16 protein-coding genes are annotated in these 19751 nt (G+C 63.6%); 13 read left to right on the forward strand and 3 right to left on the reverse strand.

The annotated features are described in order from the left end of the window. The first annotated feature begins 73 nt into the window (after window positions 1–73). From Q0907_RS17925 to Q0907_RS17955, 7 genes are all read left to right on the forward strand, one after another. Complete coding sequence (locus Q0907_RS17925) at window positions 74–1219, forward strand: efflux RND transporter periplasmic adaptor subunit (RefSeq protein WP_299347273.1); 1146 nt, start codon at window positions 74–76, stop codon at window positions 1217–1219. Further along, window positions 1216–4290: an efflux RND transporter permease subunit gene (locus Q0907_RS17930; RefSeq protein WP_299347275.1), complete on the forward strand. Its 3075-nt coding sequence runs from the start codon at window positions 1216–1218 to the stop codon at window positions 4288–4290. The genes Q0907_RS17925 and Q0907_RS17930 overlap by 4 nt, the downstream gene beginning before the upstream one ends. A 248-nt stretch (window positions 4291–4538) precedes the next feature. Then, the gene (locus tag Q0907_RS17935; protein ID WP_299347277.1) at window positions 4539–5828 is read left to right on the forward strand and encodes an MBL fold metallo-hydrolase; all 1290 of its coding nucleotides are present in this window, start codon (window positions 4539–4541) and stop codon (window positions 5826–5828) included. A gap of 20 nt (window positions 5829–5848) precedes the next feature. Further along, on the forward strand, window positions 5849–6112 hold the full coding sequence (locus Q0907_RS17940; RefSeq protein WP_299347278.1) for a hypothetical protein: 264 nt from the start codon (window positions 5849–5851) through the stop codon (window positions 6110–6112). Window positions 6113–6120: 8 nt separating this feature from the next. Beyond that, window positions 6121–7383 (forward strand): hypothetical protein, encoded by a 1263-nt coding sequence (locus tag Q0907_RS17945; RefSeq protein ID WP_299347280.1) that lies wholly within the window; start codon window positions 6121–6123, stop codon window positions 7381–7383. Window positions 7384–7488: 105 nt separating this feature from the next. Then, window positions 7489–7830 (forward strand): hypothetical protein, encoded by a 342-nt coding sequence (locus Q0907_RS17950; RefSeq protein ID WP_299347282.1) that lies wholly within the window; start codon window positions 7489–7491, stop codon window positions 7828–7830. 52 nt (window positions 7831–7882) lie between these two features. Further along, a complete protein-coding gene (locus Q0907_RS17955) occupies window positions 7883–8356 on the forward strand; it encodes a hypothetical protein (protein ID WP_187572605.1) in 474 nt (157 codons plus the stop codon). Between the two features lie 6 nt (window positions 8357–8362). On the opposite strand, the gene Q0907_RS17960 is transcribed toward Q0907_RS17955, so the two are convergent. From Q0907_RS17960 to Q0907_RS17970, 3 genes are all read right to left on the reverse strand, one after another. Next, window positions 8363–8734 carry a diacylglycerol kinase gene (locus Q0907_RS17960; RefSeq protein ID WP_187572606.1) on the reverse strand — a complete coding sequence of 124 codons (372 nt, stop codon included), beginning with the start codon at window positions 8732–8734 and terminating at the stop codon, window positions 8363–8365. A gap of 110 nt (window positions 8735–8844) precedes the next feature. Beyond that, window positions 8845–9882, reverse strand: coding sequence for an AbrB family transcriptional regulator (locus Q0907_RS17965; RefSeq protein ID WP_299347286.1), 1038 nt, complete (start codon window positions 9880–9882; stop codon window positions 8845–8847). A gap of 19 nt (window positions 9883–9901) precedes the next feature. Continuing rightward, window positions 9902–11233, reverse strand: a complete 1332-nt coding sequence (locus tag Q0907_RS17970) for a putative porin (RefSeq protein WP_299347324.1) — start codon at window positions 11231–11233, stop codon at window positions 9902–9904. A gap of 239 nt (window positions 11234–11472) precedes the next feature. On the opposite strand from Q0907_RS17970, the gene Q0907_RS17975 reads away from it, so the two are divergent. The 6 genes from Q0907_RS17975 (at window position 11473) to Q0907_RS18000 (ending at window position 19750) form a co-directional block, all read left to right on the forward strand. After that, window positions 11473–12150, forward strand: a complete 678-nt coding sequence (locus Q0907_RS17975) for a response regulator transcription factor (RefSeq protein WP_299347288.1) — start codon at window positions 11473–11475, stop codon at window positions 12148–12150. Further along, complete coding sequence (locus Q0907_RS17980; RefSeq protein ID WP_299347290.1) at window positions 12137–13549, forward strand: sensor histidine kinase; 1413 nt, start codon at window positions 12137–12139, stop codon at window positions 13547–13549. Before Q0907_RS17975 ends, Q0907_RS17980 begins: the two co-directional genes overlap by 14 nt. Then, window positions 13546–14607 (forward strand): ABC transporter substrate-binding protein, encoded by a 1062-nt coding sequence (locus tag Q0907_RS17985; RefSeq protein ID WP_187572611.1) that lies wholly within the window; start codon window positions 13546–13548, stop codon window positions 14605–14607. The genes Q0907_RS17980 and Q0907_RS17985 overlap by 4 nt, the downstream gene beginning before the upstream one ends. Before the next feature lie 284 nt (window positions 14608–14891). Then, complete coding sequence (locus Q0907_RS17990) at window positions 14892–16208, forward strand: CitMHS family transporter (protein ID WP_299347292.1); 1317 nt, start codon at window positions 14892–14894, stop codon at window positions 16206–16208. An 87-nt stretch (window positions 16209–16295) separates the two neighbouring features. After that, a complete protein-coding gene (locus Q0907_RS17995; RefSeq protein ID WP_299347294.1) occupies window positions 16296–18560 on the forward strand; it encodes a TonB-dependent siderophore receptor in 2265 nt (754 codons plus the stop codon). Further along, window positions 18557–19750 carry a substrate-binding domain-containing protein gene (locus tag Q0907_RS18000; protein WP_299347296.1) on the forward strand — a complete coding sequence of 398 codons (1194 nt, stop codon included), beginning with the start codon at window positions 18557–18559 and terminating at the stop codon, window positions 19748–19750. The genes Q0907_RS17995 and Q0907_RS18000 overlap by 4 nt, the downstream gene beginning before the upstream one ends. The last annotated feature ends 1 nt before the right edge of the window (window position 19751 follow it).

Genomic DNA, 19751 nt, shown 5'->3' on the forward strand with positions numbered 1-19751 from the left:
ACGTGCGGGTTCTCGTCATGTCTCGCACACCATCCCCATGCGTCGTCCCGGACCTCACTGTCAGGTCCTGAAGATGCCCGTTGCTGTTGCCGCTGTTCGCCCGCGCTGGTTGATTGCCGCCTTGCTGTTGCTTGGCATTGGTGCGATCGCCAGTTACCTCATGCTGGGCAAGGGCGCCAACGCCAAGGCGCCCGCCGCCAAGGCTGCCCCGCTGGTGGAACTGGTTAACAGCAAGGTCGTAGACCTGCCGCACATCGTCGAAGCCCAGGGCCATGTGGTCCCGCTCAACGAGGTCGAGGTCCGCGCGCAAATGGACGGGGCCGTGGCCTCGTTGCACTTGGAAGAGGGCCAGGATGTGACGGCCGGACAACTGCTGTTCGTGCTGGATCCTGGCCAGACCGGCGCGCTGGTGCGGCAGGCCAAGGCCAAGTACGCCCAGATCACGGCTGAGTTGACCGATGCCCGGCGCAACTACACCCGCTCGCAGGAACTGGTGGCCTCCAAGTACATCTCTTCCAGCAGCCTGGATGCGGCCGCCAGCAAGGTCGACATGCTGCAGGCCCAACAACAGGCCGCGCGCGCCGAGATCGAAAGTAACCAGGTCATGGCCGGCTATGCCCGCATCACCGCGCCGATCTCCGGACGCGCCGGCGCGATCGCCGTGCGACGGGGTGCGCTGGTCGGTCCCTCCGATGCCATTAGCCTGGTGCGCATCGTGCAGATCCATCCGATCGCGGTGGAGTTCAGCCTGCCCGAACGCGAACTGGCCGGGCTGACCCAGGCGCTCCGGCAAGGCGAGGCGCAGGTGCAGGCGCAGACCGAGCAGGGGCAGGTGGCCGGCAGAATCATCTTTACCGACAACGCGATCGACCAGGCCACCGGCACCATCCGGCTCAAGGCCGAATTCGACAATGCCGATGAGCGCCTGTGGCCTGGTGCCTTCGTGAGCTTGCGCGTGCAAGCCGGGATCAAGCACAACGCCGTGGTGCTGCCACCGCAAGCCGTGCTCGAAGGCCCGGAAGGGCATTTCGTATACCAGGTCGATGCCGATGGTGCGGTCAGCATGCATCCGGTTACCTTTGCCGGCCTGCAGGATGGCCAGGCCGTGGTCACCGGGTTGCCTGCGGGCCAGTCGGTGGTGGCCGAGGGTAACCAAACCCTGAGCCCGGGCACGCGCGTTCGCACACGCGCCCCGCTGGCCGCGGCGCGTCAGCCATGAGCCTGTCCTCGCTGTGTCTGCAGCGGCCGGTGGCCACGCTGATGCTGTGGCTGGCGGTGGTCATCGTGGGCGTCGTGTGCTGGTTGCAACTGCCCATCGCGGCCTTGCCGCGCTATGAAACACCCACCATCGAGGTGGAAGCGAAGTTGCCCGGGGCCAGCCCGGAAAACATGGCCACCTCCATTGCCACGCCGCTGGAGAAGGAGTTCTCCGCCTTGCCAGGGCTGGTCGGCACCACCTCCTCCAGCATCCAGGGCGAGACCAAGATCCAGTTGGAGTTCGAAGCCTCGCGCAACATCGATGCCGCCGCGGCCGATGTGCAGGCCGCCTTGTTCCGCATCAGCCGCTCGTTGCCCTCCGAACTGCCGGCGCCGCCCAGCTACAAGAAGATCAACCCCGGCGATGCGCCGATCATCTCGGTGGCGCTGGATTCGCCGACCATGCCCATGGCTCGCCTGAACACCTACATCGACGAGGTGGTGGTGCCGGCGTTGTCCACCGTGCCGGGGGTGGCGCAGATCACCGTCAAGGGCCGCAAGCGCTATGCCGTACGCGTGCAGGTGGATCCTCAGAAGCTGGCTGCGCTGGACCTGACGCTGCTGGAAGTGGGCACCGCGCTCAAGGCTGCCAACGTCAACACGCCGCTGGGCCAATTGGACGGCGATCGGCAGATGTTGATGGTACAGATGGACACCGGCTTGTTGCGGGCGGCCGACTTTTCCAGCGTCATCGTGGCCACGCGCAACGGGCGCACGATCCAGCTGCGCGATGTGGCCCAGGTCATCGACAGCGTGGAAGATGCGCAGAACACCAGCGAGGTCAATGGGCGCTATGCCATCGTGCTGGATGTTCGCCGTCAGCCCGGCGCAAACACGGTCGCCGCCATCGATGGCATCAAGTCCACGCTCGAGCGGCTGCAGAGCCAGATGCCGGCCTCGATCCAGGTGCGCGTGCTGGGCGATCGCTCGCTGTCCATCCGCCATGCCATCCATGACGTCAATCTAACCTTGGGCCTGACCGTGGCGCTGGTGGTGCTGGTGATCTTCCTGTTCCTGCGCCGGTTCTCGGCCACGGTGATTCCGGCCATCACCGTGCCGGTCTCCCTGTTGGGCACGTTTGCCGTGATGTGGGTGCTGGGCCTGAGCTTGAACAACATCTCGCTGATGGGCCTGACCATTGCCGTTGGGCTGGTCGTTGACGATGCCATCGTGGTGCTGGAAAACATCATGCGTCACCGCGAGCAGGGCATGCCGATCCGGCAGGCGGTGGAGCAGGGCAGTCGTGAGGTCGCCTTTACCGTGGTGTCCATCTCCATCTCGCTGGTGGCCGTGTTCATCCCGATCTTCTTCATGCCCGGCACGATGGGCCTGCTGTTCCATGAGTTCGCCATCGTGGTCTCCACCGCGATCCTGGTCTCGGCCCTGGTGTCCCTGACGCTGATCCCGGCCATCGCCCCGACCATCCTGGGCGCCAGCCGTGCCCACGCACCCGCTCACGAGGATGCACCGCCGGGCTGGAGCGCGGCTCTCTATGCGCGCGCCCTGCAGTGGGCGCTGGTCCATCGGCACACGGTGCTGGGCATCGGTGTGGCCACCTTGGTGCTGACGGCTGTGCTCTACCAACTCTCGCCCAAGGGCTTCTTTCCACAGGAAGACACCGGCCAGCTATCGGTCAAGCTCAAGACCCCGCCGGACATGTCCTACACGGCCCGGCTCAAGGCGCTGCGCCAGGTCCAGCAGATCCTGCTGGCCGATCCGGCCGTGGCCACGATGGCCTCCAAGGTCGATCACGACAGCACCAAGTTCGACATCGACCTCAAGCCCCCCGCCGAGCGCGCATCGATGGAGCAGGTACTGGCCAAGATGCGCAAAGACACCAACATCTTGCCGGGTATCTCGGTCTCTTTCAGTCCGGTCCAGAACCTCAAAGTGGGCGCCAGCACCAGTGCCAGCGCCTACCAATACACCCTGCAATCGATCGGCTCAAACGAGTTGGACGTGTGGGCCAATCGTCTGTTGGCCCAGCTCAAGCGCACCGAGGTGTTCGCCGACCTGGAGTCCGACGCTGAGGATCTGGGGTTGGAAGCCTCCGTCCAGGTCGATCGCAACAAGCTGGCGATGCTGGGGGTGGACATGGCCACCTTTCGCAGCACGCTGTATGCCGCCTTTGGTGCGCGCGAGGTCTCCACCATCTACGCGCCCGAGGCCAGCTACAAGGTCATCATGGAACTGGCCGACATCCAACGGCAGGACGAGCAGGCGCTGAGCCGGGTGTACGTCCGCGCGGCCGATGGTGCCATGGTGCCGCTTGGCGCCATCGCCACCGTATCCCGTGCTACCGGCAAGACCATGGTGGCGCACAAGGCGCAGCTGCCTTCCTACACGCTGTCATTCGAGTTGGCGCCGGGCAAATCGCTCTCCGATGCGCAGCAAGCCATTGCCGAGGCCACCACCGCCATCGGCATGCCCGATACGATCTTCGGCAGCTTCGATGGTCAGGCCGCGCTGTACGAAAAATCTCAGACCACGCAGATCCTGTTGCTGGTCGCCGCTGTGGCGGTGATCTATCTGATCCTGGGCGTGTTGTATGAAAGCTGGATCCACCCGATCACGATCCTGTTGGGTATTCCCTCCGCGGCCGTCGGCGCACTCCTGGCGCTGCGCCTGACCGGCCTGGAGCTGACCTTCGTGGCCATGATCGGCATCTTGCTGCTGATCGGCATCGTCAAGAAGAACGCGATCATGATGATCGACTTCGCCCTTGAGGCGCAGCGCACCCGCGGCTGGTCGGCCGAGCAGGCGATCACCGAAGCCTGCCGGCAACGCTTCCGCCCAATCATGATGACCACCATCTGTGCCTTGGTCGGCGCGCTGCCGTTGGCCTTGGGGCTTGGCGCAGGCGCCGAGCTGCGTCAGCCCATGGGCGTGGCCGTGGTCGGTGGATTGCTGGTATCGCAGGTGATCACGCTGCTGATCACCCCGGTGTTGTTCCTGACGTTTGAGCGACTGACCGGCTATGCGAAGCGCGCACGCCCTAGCCTGGAGCATACCTCGCCCGCGCTCGGCGCCTGAGCGCCCTGATACGACAGGTTCAGTGGCTTTTGCAGTGACCGTGCTCGATCAGAGCTCGCCGCGATGCGCGTGCGATGCCGGGATGTGCACCTGTCGCAAGTAATCGTATTTACCAGTGGCCGCCCGCTGAAGAGTCCCGCGTATGAAGGGAAAAGTCCCACGGGGAAGGCGCTATGTGCCGAGGACGACGGGCAAGGACGGTATTGCTGCTGGCCGCATGCTGGTTGAGTGCCTGCGCCAGTGGCCCCGTGCGCAAGGCGCACGCCCCCACCACGAGCGCTCCACCGCCGGCGGCCGACGCACTTCCCCCGGCACCGGCTGCTGCGGTCACCCTGGCGGCCGACACCCTGGCCGCCGTCAGCGCCGAGCCCGTGCTGCAGCCGGCCACGCCGCATCCAACGCTGAAGCAGCGCGGAGGCGAAGACCTCCGTCGCTTCGCCCTGACCCGTGCCGTTGCGGGGGATGATGCCTTTCGACCCGATGCGCTACCGCGTGGGTCGATGGCCGTACATGCGATCAACGTCGGTCAAGGCGATGCCTTTCTGGTGGAGTTTGCCTGCGGCGTGGCGCTCATCGATGCCGGTTATCAGAACCGCATCGTGTACAAGCAATCGCTGATCGACTACCTGACGTGGTTCTTCCAGGAGCGCAGACCGGACCTGGATAACACCCTCAACCTGGTCGTGTCCTCGCACAGCCACAACGATCATGCCTTGGGCTTTCCGTTCGTGCTGGGAAAAGCCCCTGCTGAGGTGGCCCTGACTGTAGAGAACGTCGTGGATAACGCCTACGACGTCACCGGCGGCGCCGACAAGCAGGTGTTGCTCCGCGAGGCCGCTACCCAGGGCTACCACCCGATTCGGGTCGAGCAAATCAAGTGGTACGAGGGCGGAACCTCGCCCGTGATCGATCCCATCGGCGCTTGCCCGCAGGAAGCCACCGACCCGCTGATCCGGGTGCTGTGGGGAGGCTGGGACGAGCAGGGCGATGCCGACCCCAACCCAAATCATCACTCAGTCGTGGTGCGCATTGATTTCGGCCAAGCCTCGTTCCTGTTCACTGGCGATCTGCAAGTGGGCGAAACCAAGAAAAAGCGCGGGGGCGTGGATTATTTGCTTGAGGACTACGAGCGAGACCTCACGGCCTTTGATGTGGATGTCCTGAAGGTCGCCCATCACGGCGCCACCAACGGCACCGAGCAAACATGGCTGGAGGCCGTCAGCCCCTGCATCGCGATGATGGGCGTGGGGGATTCGAGCGGGCAGGGGACGGGGACGGCTCACGATCATGGCCACCCCCGCATGGACACCCTGAAGCTACTGACCTCCGATCAGCTTGGTGTCAGCGGGCGGCGCCCGCGCGTCAGTATCCCGGCTGCCAACGCCGGCGATGCCGAATACGAAGCCATGACCACCAATCGAGCCTTGTTCGGGACAGGCTGGGATGGCCACTACGTCGTCTACGGCTTCAAGGATGGCGGTTACCGGGTCAGTACGCAGCACAGCGGACTGGATGGTCACGCGATCACATGCAGGTAGGTCACTGAAGGAGAACACCCATGGCAACCCCGCAAGCCCGTGTGGCTGCCGTTCGCGGCGCCGTTGCGCACTGGTGGAACAAGCCTTACAAAACGGCCACTTTCGTATCCAAGGTGGGGCGCCACGCGCCAGGTCCGGTGGTGACGTTGCTACCGGAGGTGAATCACGCGCTGAGCAGCTTGGACGGCTTTAAGCGCGGCCTCACGGAGGAAGAGTGGGGCGCCATTTCACTCACGTCCCAGATCAGGGACGTCTACCTCTTGTCCTCGGCCAAGTGCTTCTGAGCAGCGCTATGAACCGCATTCTCATGCTGATCGTCCTGTGCTTTCCCACCATCGCGCTGGCGGAGGCAGATGCCTTGCAGCAGTGCAGGGACGAGAAGAACTTTGGACCGGTCTGCACCCAGACGCGCGTCTTGGCGGCCGATGCCGACGGGAATGGTCTCATGGAGGAGGAGGAGATTCGGGCATATGTCACTGAAGGTGACTTCTATTACAACCAGTCCGCCGATGTAATCAAAGCCGCCCTCGGCGCGGCGGGCATGCAATCCGACGTTGCCTTGGTGGAGCGCTTGCATCGTGGACTGCTCGATGAAACATTCAATGGAATTGGTCCGGGCAGCTGCGCCCCGAACTCCGGGCAGCCCTGCGCCAGCCAGTGGCGAACGACCGAGTTCGTAGAACACGCTCAGGAACGGAACGTCGACTGGCGACCGCAGGCCAAGCTGGCACTGCCAGTAAAGGTCAACAGGAAAGCCACCGATCCCTTGGATCCACGCGGTGGAAGCGACCTGAAGCCGCGGCCCTTCGTGGTCAGCTACCGGGAAGATGATGTCAAAGGCGAGAAGGGCGTGCAGTTGATGGGGACCATCGTAGGACCGCCGTTCTGCTCCCGAGCCGATCAACCCATGCCGGGCGACACCATCGTCCAGTGTGGCCCTGTTCTCGGGCTGGATGTGGACTCCTTCACCTCCAGCAAGGGCAAGAACAACAGCGATGTCTCGTTGGGCTTCAATATCGAGTGGATCAAGACCCGGGATGCGCACAACGATGCCATACACCGATTCTCGTTGACGCCGTCCTACCTGACCGATGGCGATTTTGGTCGCGATGTCGTGTTGGCCACCGCTACCTATGCCGTGTCGACGCCGCGCTTCGGAGGGCCGGGCTACTACCACTGCTTGTCGTCCGAGGTGTGCGGCCCCAACAGCTGGGAGCTGGTCTGGCTGCCCTCGGTGTCCGTACAAGCCGGCGACGTGCGTGATGCCAGCGGCAACACGACATTGGACAAACAGCGCTTGGCAGGCAGCTATGTGCGGGTGGTTCCCACCTTGGGCCTGAGGCTCTATGGCTGGGATCGTCGGGCCGCCTTCGGCCTGGACTTGGCCCATGTCCGCGATATCGATACCGGGCAGTCCAGATCCTACGGAGAGCTCTCCTACACCTATGACATTGCCTCCAATGTGGCCCTCACCGCCATCTTCCGCAAAGGCTACAAGATACAAACGCTGGATGAGATCGATAGCCTCCTGCTCGGGCTAGGCTTTACCTTCTGATGATGGCTTACTGGCGCTGGTGCGGATCAGGACCATCACGTCTGGCCCGTCGTCGAAGCGCGGCGGGGGGCAAGTCGACTCACCGCCTATGGGGTAAGAGCAGGGATGGCTAGCCTTCGTCACCGGGAAAAGTTCAATGCCGCCCTGTATTACCTAGCCGTGGGCGAGGGCGACGTGCGCGCCCGCCTACGCCATGCCTACACACAGCTGCGCAGACTGCGTGAGGATGAAGTACCGGCCCCACTGCGCGCGGAATGGCGATCCATTCTCAACGCCTTGACCGCACGGGGTCCGCAACGCTCGAGTTCAGGCGATATCCAGAAGCACGCGCTGGAGCATACGCTCGATCGCATGCGCAACACGTCCGGACGAAGGATTGCCGAGCGCATCTACGCTATGGTCGGTCATGCCGAGGAGTTGCTAGCGGTGAGAAGGAGGGGAACATGACACGGGAGAGCTATGGACGTGATTCAGTAGCGCAGAGCTGAGAGGTGGCCCGATGCAGCCCATCGATACATTGCAGACCGACTTCGCTCAGACACTTGGGTTCATCGACAAGTGCGATGACCACATCTTCAAGGTCAGGAACTGGGCGCTACTGACGACCTCGGCGGTCATTGCCTTCTCCATCTCTCAAGACTTTGACCCCATCGCGCTGGCCAATCTGGCCCTGCTGGTGGCCTTCATCTATCTGGAGCTGATCTACAAGTCTTTCCAGGACAGCGCGATCGAGCACACCACAGACATCTCGCAACGGATAGATCTGCACCTTGGTGGGGCGAACAGCGCGGCTGTCATGCAAGGTTACGCCCATAGCTTCGGACGCAAGCTGCAGTATCCCTCCGCACGGCACGTGTTTGCGATCCTGGGTAATCGCAAGCGCTGGCATATTCTCAGCTTCTACCTCCTGCTCGCGGTGTTCTCGGTGGGCGCCTTCATCGTGGCGCAGTTTGTAGAGCGGGCACCGACCTAGATCACCTCAGCTCAACAGCACCAGAGCCCAGGTGGCCAAGGCCGACGCGATGCCGATAAAGACAGCGGCCGAGCCCATGTCCTTGGCGCGGCCGGCCAGTTCATGGTGCTCATCGCCGTAACGCTCGATGACCGCCTCGATGGCGGAGTTCAGCAGTTCCAATGCCAGCACGGCCATCACCGCGCCGATCAGCAGGGCTTTCTCCACGCCCGTGTCGCCCAACAGGGCTGCAAGCGGAACCAAGGCGACCGCCAGCACGACCTCCAGCCGGAATGAGGCCTCATGTAGCCACGCCGCCCGCAGGCCTTGTAGCGACCAACGCAAGGCTTTGAAGGTGCCCAGCATGCCGCGGGGCATGTGGCCATAGTGTCCTGCCATAGGGAAATGAGCGCGGGGGGAGGTGCGCGCAGGGTAGGTAGCGCAATGTCGGAGTGCCGTGCGAGCTTTGTAGGGAACCCGTAAAGCCAACGGGGCGCTTCATGTACCAGTCAGCGCCGGCGCTGCAGGTGACGCAGCAAGCGAAAGCCTGGGCCCACGGTACTGACCACCACGGCCAGGCGAATGATGTGGAAGGCGGTCACCACCGGCACCCCCAATTGCAGCAGCTTGGCCGTCAGGCCCATCTCGGCGATGCCGCCCGGCGCGGTAGCCAGCACCATGGTCGTCCAGGGGATGCCCGATAGCAGCGCAATCAATACGCCGGTGGCCATGCAAAGCGCGATCAACGCGCCGCCACTGACCAGCACGCCGAGCAAAAAGCGGGGCGAGCCGCGGAAGAACGCAGGCGTGAAGCGTGCCCCCAGCGAACAGCCGATCAACCACTGCCCGAGATTGACCAACCAGCCCGGCACGGAGGAGGGCGCATAACCACTGGCAGTAAGGGCGGCACTGAGCACCAAGGGCCCGAACAGCCAGCCATTGGGAATACCCACTCGCGCCGCCAGCGCGCCCATGGCCAGACCGGCGCCCAGAAGGCCGAGCAGCCCCTGCGGGTGAAGGGGTACGGATACGGCATGGTAGAGATCATCGCCATGTAGTCCGCTGAGCTTGAAGCCCAGTGGGAGTAGGAGCACGACCAGCAGCACGCGCGTGACTTGCGAGGCGGCGACCTGATCGACTCGCGCGTCGTAGCGTTCGGCTTGATTGGCCATCTCCGCCGCCCCGCCCACGGTACCGGCGAAGAAGGCCGTGACCGGATCCACACCACCGATACGGATCAACAATTGGGAGGCCACCAAGCCCGCGCCCAGGGAAAGCACGGTAGCCAGCACGATCCAGCCGGACAGGTCGATCAGCCGCTCCACCACCGGCGCGCTGAAATACAGGCCCAGCGCCGCGCCGACGATCCACTGCCCTGCAAAGCGCACCTGGCGCGGCACCTGCACGTTGGCGTGCATGATGTTGCTCGCCGCAAAGGCCAGTAGCGGCCCGATCATCCACGGCAAAGGCGCGCCCACAAGATGCAGGCACGCCCCGGCGGCAATACTGGCCACTACCGCGAGCAGCCATCGCCACTTGGATCTCATACGCGCCCGGGCCAACGCATCAGAAGTTCACCAGGAAGAACAGCCGGACGCGGTCAAGCCAGTCATTGGGCGCATTGCTGCCCGCGTAAGCCGGATCGTTGGGTTTGTAGTGGTACCAGATGGCGCTGATCAGCGTCTTGGGCATGGGCATGTAATCCACCGTCAATGCATGCAACTTGTAGTTGGTCGCGATGCCGATATTGTCGTGCGAGAAGGCCGAGAGCACCGCGTCTACGTCGGTCTGCGAGTAGCCGTAGGTGAAGCGCCAGTCGCCCGGCTTGCTGGCCCGGCCTAGGCTCACGTCGATGCCGTAACCTGTATCCTGATCATCCACCGCGCCCAGATTCTTGACGTAGTCACCCACCACGCGCAGCGGCCATTTCTCGTTGGAACCCTGCCATGTCGCCCCGACCAGCAGGTTCGCCAGTTCGAAGTCGGACAGGAAGGTGCCATCGGGATTGAGGCGGTTGGTGCGCCAGTCGCCGGCATCGGCCCCAGCCAGGCTGCCCAAGCTGTAGCGGTAGTAGGCGCCGGAGAGGTCGTACTTGAATCCACTCAGATCAGGGGAGTCGTAGCCCACCTGCACGCCGCCCATGGTGCTGTCCACGCCGCCGGCCTGCTCGTCGACCACGAAGAACACACCGTTGGTGCGCAGCGCGCCACCGTTGCCCAGCGCATGCTTGTAGGTCGCGCCCAGACCTTGTGGATTCACATCGCCGTCCCACACTAGGTCCGTGCGAGCGAACGGCTGCGGGAACTTGCCGCCATAGAGCTTGAGATCGCCGAAGTTGAGTTGCGCGTAAGCCAAGTCCAGGCTGATGGTGAGATCGTCCTTCCAGTTGGACAACTGCACATCGGTGCTGTTCGGGTCATCCGAATCACCGGTGACCAGGCGCGCGCCCACGCTTACCCGCTCGTTGACAGCATAGGTCGCGCCTAACCGCGCGCGCACCTGGCCACTGGTGCGATCGCGCGCGTCGTCGTCAGAGCGGTCGTACTGGCTACGCAGGCGAAAATCGCCGCTGACTTTGAGTCGATCGGTCGGTGTGGGCGCCGCAGGCACGGCCGGCGTACTGGGCGGTGCCGGTGCTGACGGCGCAGCAGCGACCGCTGGGGTCTCAATCCCCATCCGCGCTTCCAGCGCGGCGATGGCCGCTTCATTCTGTTGCTGCAACTGGGAAATCTGCGTTTGCTGCTGGCGCAACGCCTGCAGTTCCTGACGAATAGCCTCGCTATCGTTCGCGCTCTGCGCCAATGCCGAACCTGTGCTCAGGCTCATGGCGATGGCCACGCTCAAGCCCAACTTATGCAGCCGTCCTGGCCTGGCGACGAGGGTGTGAGAACGGATCATCTTCAACGAACTCCTCTTGCGTATACGGGCGCCGCATCGGCGCGAACGGAAATCACGTGCTGCATCGCAGCAGCGAAAACCAAGGATTTTTACGCTTCGCTCTGCGAATTCCTTAGCCCTTGCACACGTCATTGCACCTGCGTGTACGATGCAGGAAAGCTAAATGCGGAAGCTGTCGTGAAGCTGACAAGTTAGCTATGGGTTGTGTCAGTCGTGGCACTGCGGGGAGGGGTCCCAGCATGCGAATTTTGGTGGTTGAAGATGATGCGGATCTGGGCGATGCAATCCAGCGCCGGCTAAAACGAGAAGGCTATGCCGCGGACTGGCAACGCGATGGCCAGTCGGCGGACGAAGTTCTGCGCTATCAAAGCTATGAACTGGTCATCCTCGATATTGGGCTGCCGCGACGGGATGGTTTTTCGATCCTGCGGGGCATGCGCGCGCGTGGCGAACGCACCCCGGTGCTGATGTTGACGGCGCGTTCGGAAGTCGAAGACCGGGTAGGCGCGCTGGATGTCGGCGCGGATGACTATTTGTCCAAGCCATTTGATTTTCGCGAGTTCGATGCGCGCTGCCGGGCGTTGCTGCGACGCGCACAAGGCATCGCTTCAGGCAGCACGAGCATCGGCGAGTTGGTGTTTGATCGCACTTCCAAGACGGTGATGATCGGCAACACCCTGATCGATCTGCCGCGCCGGGAGTACCGGCTACTGGAGATCCTGATTGGCAACCTGGGGCGTGTGCTCAGCAAGGAGGACATCTCCTCGCAGTTGTTCGACTTCGATGATGAGGCCGGTGCCAATGCCATCGAGGTCTACGTCGGGCGTCTGCGCCGGAAGTTGGGCGATCACTTGAACATCCGCACGATGCGTGGGCTGGGCTACGTGGCTGAGCCTCGGGTAGATGCTGATGCCTGAGCGCGTGCGCTCACTCAAGGCGCGACTGGTCACCACGATGGCGCTGCTGTTCCTGGCCGGGACGGTGGTGATGTACTTGGCTGCGCGCGCGTACGGCTTGCGCGCAGCTGATCTTTCCTACGATCGCCTGCTGGCGGGCTCGGCGCTGTCCATTGCCGAGACGTTGTCCGTGGACGGGGGCCAGGTGCGGGTGGATATTCCGTATGCGGCGCTGGACATGCTGTCGGCAGCGCCGGAGGACAAGGTCTTCTATCGGGTGTATGGCCCCAGTGCGCAGACCGTGACCGGCTATGAGGACCTACCCACGATTCCGCTGGCGCGTTCGCGCGGAGAAGGACCCTCTGAAGTGCCGGCGCCACGCTTTTTCGATGCGACCTATCGAGGTGATGTGGTGCGCTTTGTCGTCTTGGGGCGGCAGATTGCCCAGCCCGAGTTGCGCGGCTGGGTCTGGGTGCAAGTTGGACAGACGCGACAAGCGCGCGAGGAACTGGCAGGCGAGCTGGTGTTGGGCGCGCTGGTGCCTATCGCCGCCCTGACGTTGCTGGCACTGACCTTGGCCTGGTTCGGCGTGGGCCGGGCGCTGCGGCCCCTGGAATCGCTCAGCCAGGACTTGGCCGGACGCGAACCTTCCGATCTACGCGCGTTGAAGGCCCCGGTGCCGGCGGAGGTCCAGCCCCTGGTCACTGCCTTGAATGGCTTCATGCGTCGTCTGGAAGGCAACGTGGCCGGCCTGCGCGCCTTCATCGGCGATGCGGCCCACCAGATCCGCACGCCCTTGGCGGCATTGCGCGCCCAGGCCCAGTTGGCCCTGGACGAAGATGATCCCCGCGAGATGCGGCGCGGTTTGCTCAAGGTGGAGCGCAATGCATCGCGCCTGACCCGTCTGGTCAACCAGTTGCTCAGCGATGCGATGGTGATGCATCGCGCCGATGTCCGACGCTTTGAGGAGTTTGATCTGGTGGATGTGATCAAGCGCGCGATGCGCGATGCCGTGCCCATGTCCGGCGATGTGCAGGTGGGCTTCATCAGCAGCATGGCCCCCGCCCCTATGCGTGGGGATGCGGTCCTACTGGGCGAGGCAATCAAGAACCTCATCGATAACGCCATTCGCCACGGCACGCCGGAGGCGTTGGGACCGGACGCGGAAGTGGAAGTGGCACTGCATGAGCACAACGATCTCTACGCGCTCACCGTGGCCGACAGGGGGCCTGGCATCGACATAGTGAACCGGGAACGCATCTTTGAACGGTTCGAGCGCGGTGATACCCAGTCCTCTGGTGCGGGCCTGGGCATGGCAATCGTCTCACGCGTGGTCAGCAGTCACGGCGGCACGATCGAGCTCATCGATCGCGAGGGCGGGGGACTCATCGTTCGCCTGTGCCTGAAGGGGACCCCATGACGCGCTGCGCATGGACAGTGCTGCTGTGCCTGATGATGGGATCGGCCTGGGGCAAGGAGTACCCGGCGAAAGGCACGCCGGAGGGCACGCTGACGCTGTACAGCACCCTGGATACGGCTGTCTTTGAGCCCCTGCTGGTGGACTTCCAACGCCTGCATCCGGGCATCGGCGTGCGCTACGAGAATCTGGATGCCACCCCGCAATACGAACGGTTCGTACGCGAAGAGAAAGCTGGCACCCATCGGGCGGACCTGTTGATCAGCACGTCCATGGACCTGCAGGTCAAGTTGGTCAACGATGGCTACGCGGCCCGCCACCTGTCCTTGAGCGCCGGCGCGCTACCCAACTGGGCGCGTTGGCGCGACGAGGCGTTCGGGTTCACGTTCGAGCCGGCGGTCATGGTGTTCAACCGCCAGGCCATGCAGGGGCGCCCGATCCCTCAGTCACGCGCCGAACTCATCGATCAGATCCGCAAGGACCCCGGTTTCTGGCGCGGACGCATCGGCACCTACGATATTTCCAAGAGCAGCGTGGGCTATCTGTTGGCCTCGCAAGATGTGCGCCACAGCAATGAGTTTGGTGCCCTGGTCGAGGCCTTCGGCGATGTGGATCTGCAGGTGGAAGAGCACACGGCCACCTTGCTCGAACGTATTGAAAGCGGCGAGCTGGTGGCTGGCTACAACTTGTTGGGATCCTATGCGCGCGCCCGAAAGGGAAGTGAGCGCAATTTCCTGTTGGTGTACCCCCGCGACCACACCTTGGTACTGGCCAGAACAGTGGTCATTTCCAAGAACGCGCCCAATCCCGGGCTCGCCCATCGCTTCCTGGATTACCTGCTTTCGGTGCGCGGCCAACGTGTCATGGCGGCCGAGTGCGGACTGCCACCGATCCGCAAGGAGCTCGACGGCATCTACGAGCGTCTTGGCGTGAACGAGTCGCAGATTGGTGTGCTGCGTCCCATCGCACTCGGGCCCGGATTGCTGGTTTATCTGGATCAACAAAAGCGCCGTCAGATGCTCGAGGCCTGGCGCGCCATTCTTGCCAAGCCGCCGCGCTGAATACGGGAAGACGGCGTCACGGCGCCAGCAAACCCTGACAAATGTCCGACCTATCACGCGTCGGCTTTAGTGCGAAATATCCCTATTTTCTAGGCCTTTCCTGCATGTTCCTTGCACGGAATCGCCCTTGAAAATGCTGCGCTGCAATGTCAGGTGTTCGACAGTAAGGTCTGCTTAGTATCCCTCCACGCTCAGCGCCGCCTTGAATCTGGCGCCGGGTGGACGGCAAGGCAGACGCCTGTCGTGACCCGACGGTCCCTGGGGAAGGGGATAAGGAGCAGGCAGTGCTGACCTTGCTGGGATTTGGAATGGTGATCGCGTTCATGGCGCTGATCATGACCAAGCGGCTCTCGCCGCTGGTGGCGCTGATTACGATTCCGATCCTGTTCGCCCTGATCGGCGGCTTCGGCGGACCGGAGTTGGGCAAGATGATGCTCGAAGGCATCAAGACGCTGGCGCCGACCGGCGTGATGCTGATGTTCGCCATCCTCTACTTCGGCGTGATGATCGATGCGGGCATGTTTGACCCGGTCATCCGCCGCATCCTCAAGGCCGTGGGCGGCGATCCGCTGAAAGTTGTTGTAGGCACCGCGCTACTGGCCGCCTTCGTCTCGCTCGACGGCGATGGTTCAACCACCTACATGATCACCGTGGCCGCGATGCTGCCGCTGTACCGTCGCCTGGGCATGGATGCATTGAGCCTGACCTGCGTGACGATCCTGGCCGGCGGGGTCATGAACCTGACGCCGTGGGGCGGGCCGCTGGCTCGCGCGGCCAGTGCGCTGCACGTGGACCCTTCGGACGTGTTCGTGCCGATGATCCCTTCGATGATCGTGGGCATCGTCGGGGTGTTCGGCCTGGCCTATGTGCTGGGCAAGCGCGAGCGCCAGCGCCTGGGCACGATCGATCTGCATGGTTCGCCGGAGATCCTGGACAGCGCGCTGCTGCCGGCCGAGGAGGGTGCCCTGCAGCTCAAGCGGCCGCGCCTGCTGTGGTTCAACGCAACCCTGACGGTTGCCCTGATGGTGTGCCTGGTGCTGGGCGTACTGCCGCTGTCGGTGCTGTTCATGGTCGGCTTCTCGATCGCGGTGGTGGTCAACTACCCGTGCGTGAAGCTGCAGCGTGAGCGCATTTCCGAGCATGCCAAGAACGCGCTGCCGGTGGTGGCGGTGATCTTCGCCGCCGGCGTGTTCACCGGCATCCTGTCCGGTACCGGCATGGTCGAGGCCATGTCCGGCAGCTTCCTGGCCATCATCCCCGATGCGTGGGGCCCGTACTTGGCCACGATCACGGCCCTGGCCAGCATGCCGTTCACCTTCTTCATCTCCAACGACGCCTTCTACTACGGCGTGCTGCCGATCGTCTCGCAGGCCGCGCAGACCTACGGGATCACACCGGTGGAGATGGCCCGCGCCTCACTGATCGGCCAGCCGGTGCATCTGCTCAGCCCGCTGGTGCCCTCGACCTACTTGCTGGTGGGCCTGGCCGGTGTGGAGTTTGGCGATCACCAGAAGTTCACCTTGAAGTGGGCGGTGCTGATCTGCCTGCTGATGATGTTCACCGCCATGGCCTGTGCGGTGTTCCCGTTCGTAGTGCGCTGAGGATCCGGCGCCAACGTTGCAATTGATCTGTGGTAGTTCCGTAACTCAACAATCCATGTGTGTTTGGTCGCCTTGGGAGGGGAGATCATGGCTCGTAAGAATCTACTTGCTGTCGCTGTTGTGATGGGACTGGCGCAAGGTGCGTATGCGCAGGAAACCCCGACGGAGGAGCCCCAGAGCACGGAAGCGGCTGCATCCAGCCAGGATGCCACCACCCTGGATGCGGTCCAGGTGCAGGGCAAGTTCGTCGCCCAGGGCGCCAAGAGCGCCATGAAACAGGACATCACGGTGATGGAGACGCCGTTCTCCGTGGCCGCCTATAGCGACTCGTTCATGAAGTCGATCGAGACCACCAGCGTGGCCGATCTCTACAGCTACATGACCGGCGTGCGCCGTGGTGGCAACACCGGCTACGACATCTCGATTCGTGGCTTCAAGAGCACGCAGGCCGACAAGAACGCCATCATGGTCGATGGCATGCCCGGCGTGGCCGGCCGTTTCGGCTCCCCGCCCACCTTCGCCGCCGAAGGCGTGGAAGTGGTCAAGGGCCCGGCCTCGATCCTGTACGGCGGCGCCCAGCCCGGTGGCTTCGTCAACATCATCACCAAGAAACCCAAGGCCAAGTCTGCTGCGCTGATCGACCTGCGCGGCAGCACCTACAGCGGTGCGGGCCTGTCCGCCGGCGATGCCAACGGCTACAACCTGGGTGTGGATTTCACCGGCCCGATCGACAGCGAGCAGCGCTTCCTGTATCGCCTGGTGGCCGAGTACGCCGATAAGGATGGCTTCCGTTACAACAGCTGGGACGAATCGCAGTACATCGCGCCGAGCCTGACCTGGCACGCCACCGATGCCACCCAGATCACCGCCGCCTTCGAGTACCGCAAGCGCGAGAACTCCTACGAGAACAACCAGCTGGTGGCGCCGAACAAGGACGCCAACCGGATCGCCGACATCCGCACGCGCTACCAGGAGAAAGGTGATACCGCCGATGAGAAGGCCTACTCGGGCACGGTAACCGTCTCGCACTATTTCCAGAATGGAAGCACGTTGAACTTGGCCGCGCGCAGTGTGCGCGGGGAAGACTACGCCCAGGGCTTTGACAACGTTGGCGTGCTGGCCGATGGGGTGACCTTGCGCCGACGCGCGCGCCAGCAGTTCAACCAGCGCGACTACGACTACTTCGATGGCAACTTCTCCATTCCGTTCGCCACCGGTCCGGTCGAGCACAAGTTCCTGGTCGGCGCTACCTACGGCGTGGATACCACCGACTTTGAGCGCATCCAGTTCTTCGATGGTCCTGCCAGCGGTGCGGCTTCGCTGCCCGGCCCGGGCCGCATCAACGTCAGTGTCTACAACCCGATCCTGGGCCAGACCCCGCCGCTGAGTAGCTTTCCTACCGGCCCGGTCAACCGCCGCTACACCGAGAACACCTCGCTGGGTGTCTACGTGTCGGACCTGATGACCCTGTCTGAGCGCTGGAAGGTCAGCCTGGGCCTGCGCTATGCCGATGAGAAGCAGGATGCCGAGGAGCGCAAGACCCCGCCGTTGACGCGCAACTCCACCTCGTCCTCGACCGTGCTCCCCAGCGCTGGCCTGCTGTTCCACCCCAAGCCCAACTGGACCCTGTACGCCAGTTACGCCACCTCCTACGTCCCGCAAGCGGCCGGCGTGCAGGATGCGGCCGGCAACCCCAATCCGTTCGACCCCCAGGAGGGCCGCCAGTACGAGATCGGCGCCAAGACCGAACTGCTGGATAACCGCCTGACCGCCACGCTGGCCTTCTTCGATATCGAAAAGTCCAACACCGTCGCCCCGATTGCCTGTAACGCCGGCGTCGGCGGTACCTGCTCGCAGCAGGTGGGGGCAGAGCGCTCCAAGGGCACTGAGTTCGAACTGAACTACCAGGTCAGCGAGAACCTGCAGCTGATCGGCGGCATTGCCTACACCGACGCCTACGTATCGGAGACCTACGCCGCCGGTGCTGCGCCGCTGGTCGGTGCACGCCTGACCAACTCGGCGCTGAAGTCGGCCAACCTGTGGACACGCTACGACTTCAGTGAAGGTCCCCTGCGCAACCTGGGCATCGGTGCGGGTCTGTCTTACAGCAGCGAGATCGCCGGCAGCCTGCCCAGCGCCAACGATCAGCGCATCCTGATCCTGCCGTCCTACACCGTGGCCGATCTGGCCTTCTACTACCGCGTGGCCGATCGCTACGACTTCACCCTCAAGATCGGCAACGTGTTCGACAAGCTGTACTTCGAAGGCGTGAACTCCACGACCAACGAGAACGGCGTCGTGCCGGGCGTGCCGCGCAACATCACCCTGTCCGTGAGAATCCCCCTATGGTGAGCCGTCGCAGTGCTGCCGTCCTCATCCTTGCCATGGCATTGCTGATGATGACCTGTGCGTTGACCTTGGCCAATGCGGCGCTGGCCGCTGAGGCCGGTCCGGCCAAGCCACGTCCGCAGCTGAGCGGTCCGGTGGAGTGGCTGGAAGCACCGCTGCCGGTCAACGCACCGCAAACCGAAGAAGAGAAGGAAGCAGGACGCCAGCGCGGGCGTCGTACGCCTGCGCCGGAGCTGATGCAGCCCAGCGTGGATCTGCAGCTGCCCAAGTACGTGCCCACCCCGGGCGTGAAACTCAGTGGCAGCTTCAATGGCGCCTCTTCCGATGTATTGGTCGGCCTGGTCGGCATGTGGTTCGAGCGCTTCGCGACCTATCACCCGGACGTGAAGCTGAGCATCGAGCCGCCGTTCGCCGGCAGCCTGGGCACCAAGGAACTGATCAAGGAGTCGGTGGACTTCGTGTTCGTCTCCCGGGAGCTCAAGCCTGAGGATCTGACCGAGTTCAACGCGCGCTTCGGGTACGGCCCGACCAGCATTCCGATCTCCGGCGGCAGCTATCGCCACTACGGCTTCCTGGATGCGATGGGGTTTTTCGTCCATCCGGACAATCCGATCCGGCAGCTGAGCTACGACCAGATCGATGCGATCTACTCCAGTACTCGTCACAGCGGTCAACCGGCGATCACCACGTGGGGCCAGCTGGGCCTGACCGGGGAGTGGGCCGACAAGAAGATCAACGTGCACGGCATCAAGCCCTGGAACGGCTTCGAAGAGTTCATCCGGCAGAAGATCCTGGATCGCGACGGCAAGCGCGGTGAGTGGCGCGAAGACATCCACTTCGAGAAGGTGGTGTTCCCCCTGGCAGCCAACGTGGCTCAGGACCGCTATGCACTCGGGTACTCGGGTCTGGCCTACATTGATGCCCCGGTGCGCATGCTGCCGCTGGTCACCACGCCTGGCAGCGACCCGGTGGCGCCGAGCTACGAGAACGTGGCCATGGCCAAGTACCCGCTCACCCGACTGGTCTATTTCAATCTCAACAAGGCGCCGGGCAAGCCTCTGCCGCCCGCACTCAATGAATTCCTGCGCTTTGTGCTCAGCCAGGAGGGCCAGCAGGTCGTGCGCGACCACGGCATCTTCCTGCCATTGCGCGAGGTGCAGGCTGCACCCGGACGTCAGACCCTGACGCGCTGAA

It is taken from the genome of uncultured Pseudoxanthomonas sp. (assembly GCF_947498795.1).
In the GTDB taxonomy this organism is placed as follows: Bacteria; Pseudomonadota; Gammaproteobacteria; order Xanthomonadales; family Xanthomonadaceae; genus Pseudoxanthomonas_A.

Coding starts and splice junctions, on each gene's coding strand:
- Q0907_RS17970 (WP_299347324.1), bottom strand. CDS start 11,233: ATGATCCGTTCTCACACCCTCGTCGCCAGGCCAGGACGGCTGCATAAG.
- Q0907_RS17985 (WP_187572611.1), top strand. CDS start 13,546: ATGACGCGCTGCGCATGGACAGTGCTGCTGTGCCTGATGATGGGATCG.
- Q0907_RS17945 (WP_299347280.1), top strand. CDS start 6,121: ATGAACCGCATTCTCATGCTGATCGTCCTGTGCTTTCCCACCATCGCG.
- Q0907_RS17995 (WP_299347294.1), top strand. CDS start 16,296: ATGGCTCGTAAGAATCTACTTGCTGTCGCTGTTGTGATGGGACTGGCG.
- Q0907_RS17940 (WP_299347278.1), top strand. CDS start 5,849: ATGGCAACCCCGCAAGCCCGTGTGGCTGCCGTTCGCGGCGCCGTTGCG.
- Q0907_RS17980 (WP_299347290.1), top strand. CDS start 12,137: ATGCTGATGCCTGAGCGCGTGCGCTCACTCAAGGCGCGACTGGTCACC.
- Q0907_RS17925 (WP_299347273.1), top strand. CDS start 74: ATGCCCGTTGCTGTTGCCGCTGTTCGCCCGCGCTGGTTGATTGCCGCC.
- Q0907_RS17960 (WP_187572606.1), bottom strand. CDS start 8,734: ATGGCAGGACACTATGGCCACATGCCCCGCGGCATGCTGGGCACCTTC.
- Q0907_RS17965 (WP_299347286.1), bottom strand. CDS start 9,882: ATGAGATCCAAGTGGCGATGGCTGCTCGCGGTAGTGGCCAGTATTGCC.
- Q0907_RS17950 (WP_299347282.1), top strand. CDS start 7,489: ATGGCTAGCCTTCGTCACCGGGAAAAGTTCAATGCCGCCCTGTATTAC.
- Q0907_RS17975 (WP_299347288.1), top strand. CDS start 11,473: ATGCGAATTTTGGTGGTTGAAGATGATGCGGATCTGGGCGATGCAATC.
- Q0907_RS17930 (WP_299347275.1), top strand. CDS start 1,216: ATGAGCCTGTCCTCGCTGTGTCTGCAGCGGCCGGTGGCCACGCTGATG.
- Q0907_RS17955 (WP_187572605.1), top strand. CDS start 7,883: ATGCAGCCCATCGATACATTGCAGACCGACTTCGCTCAGACACTTGGG.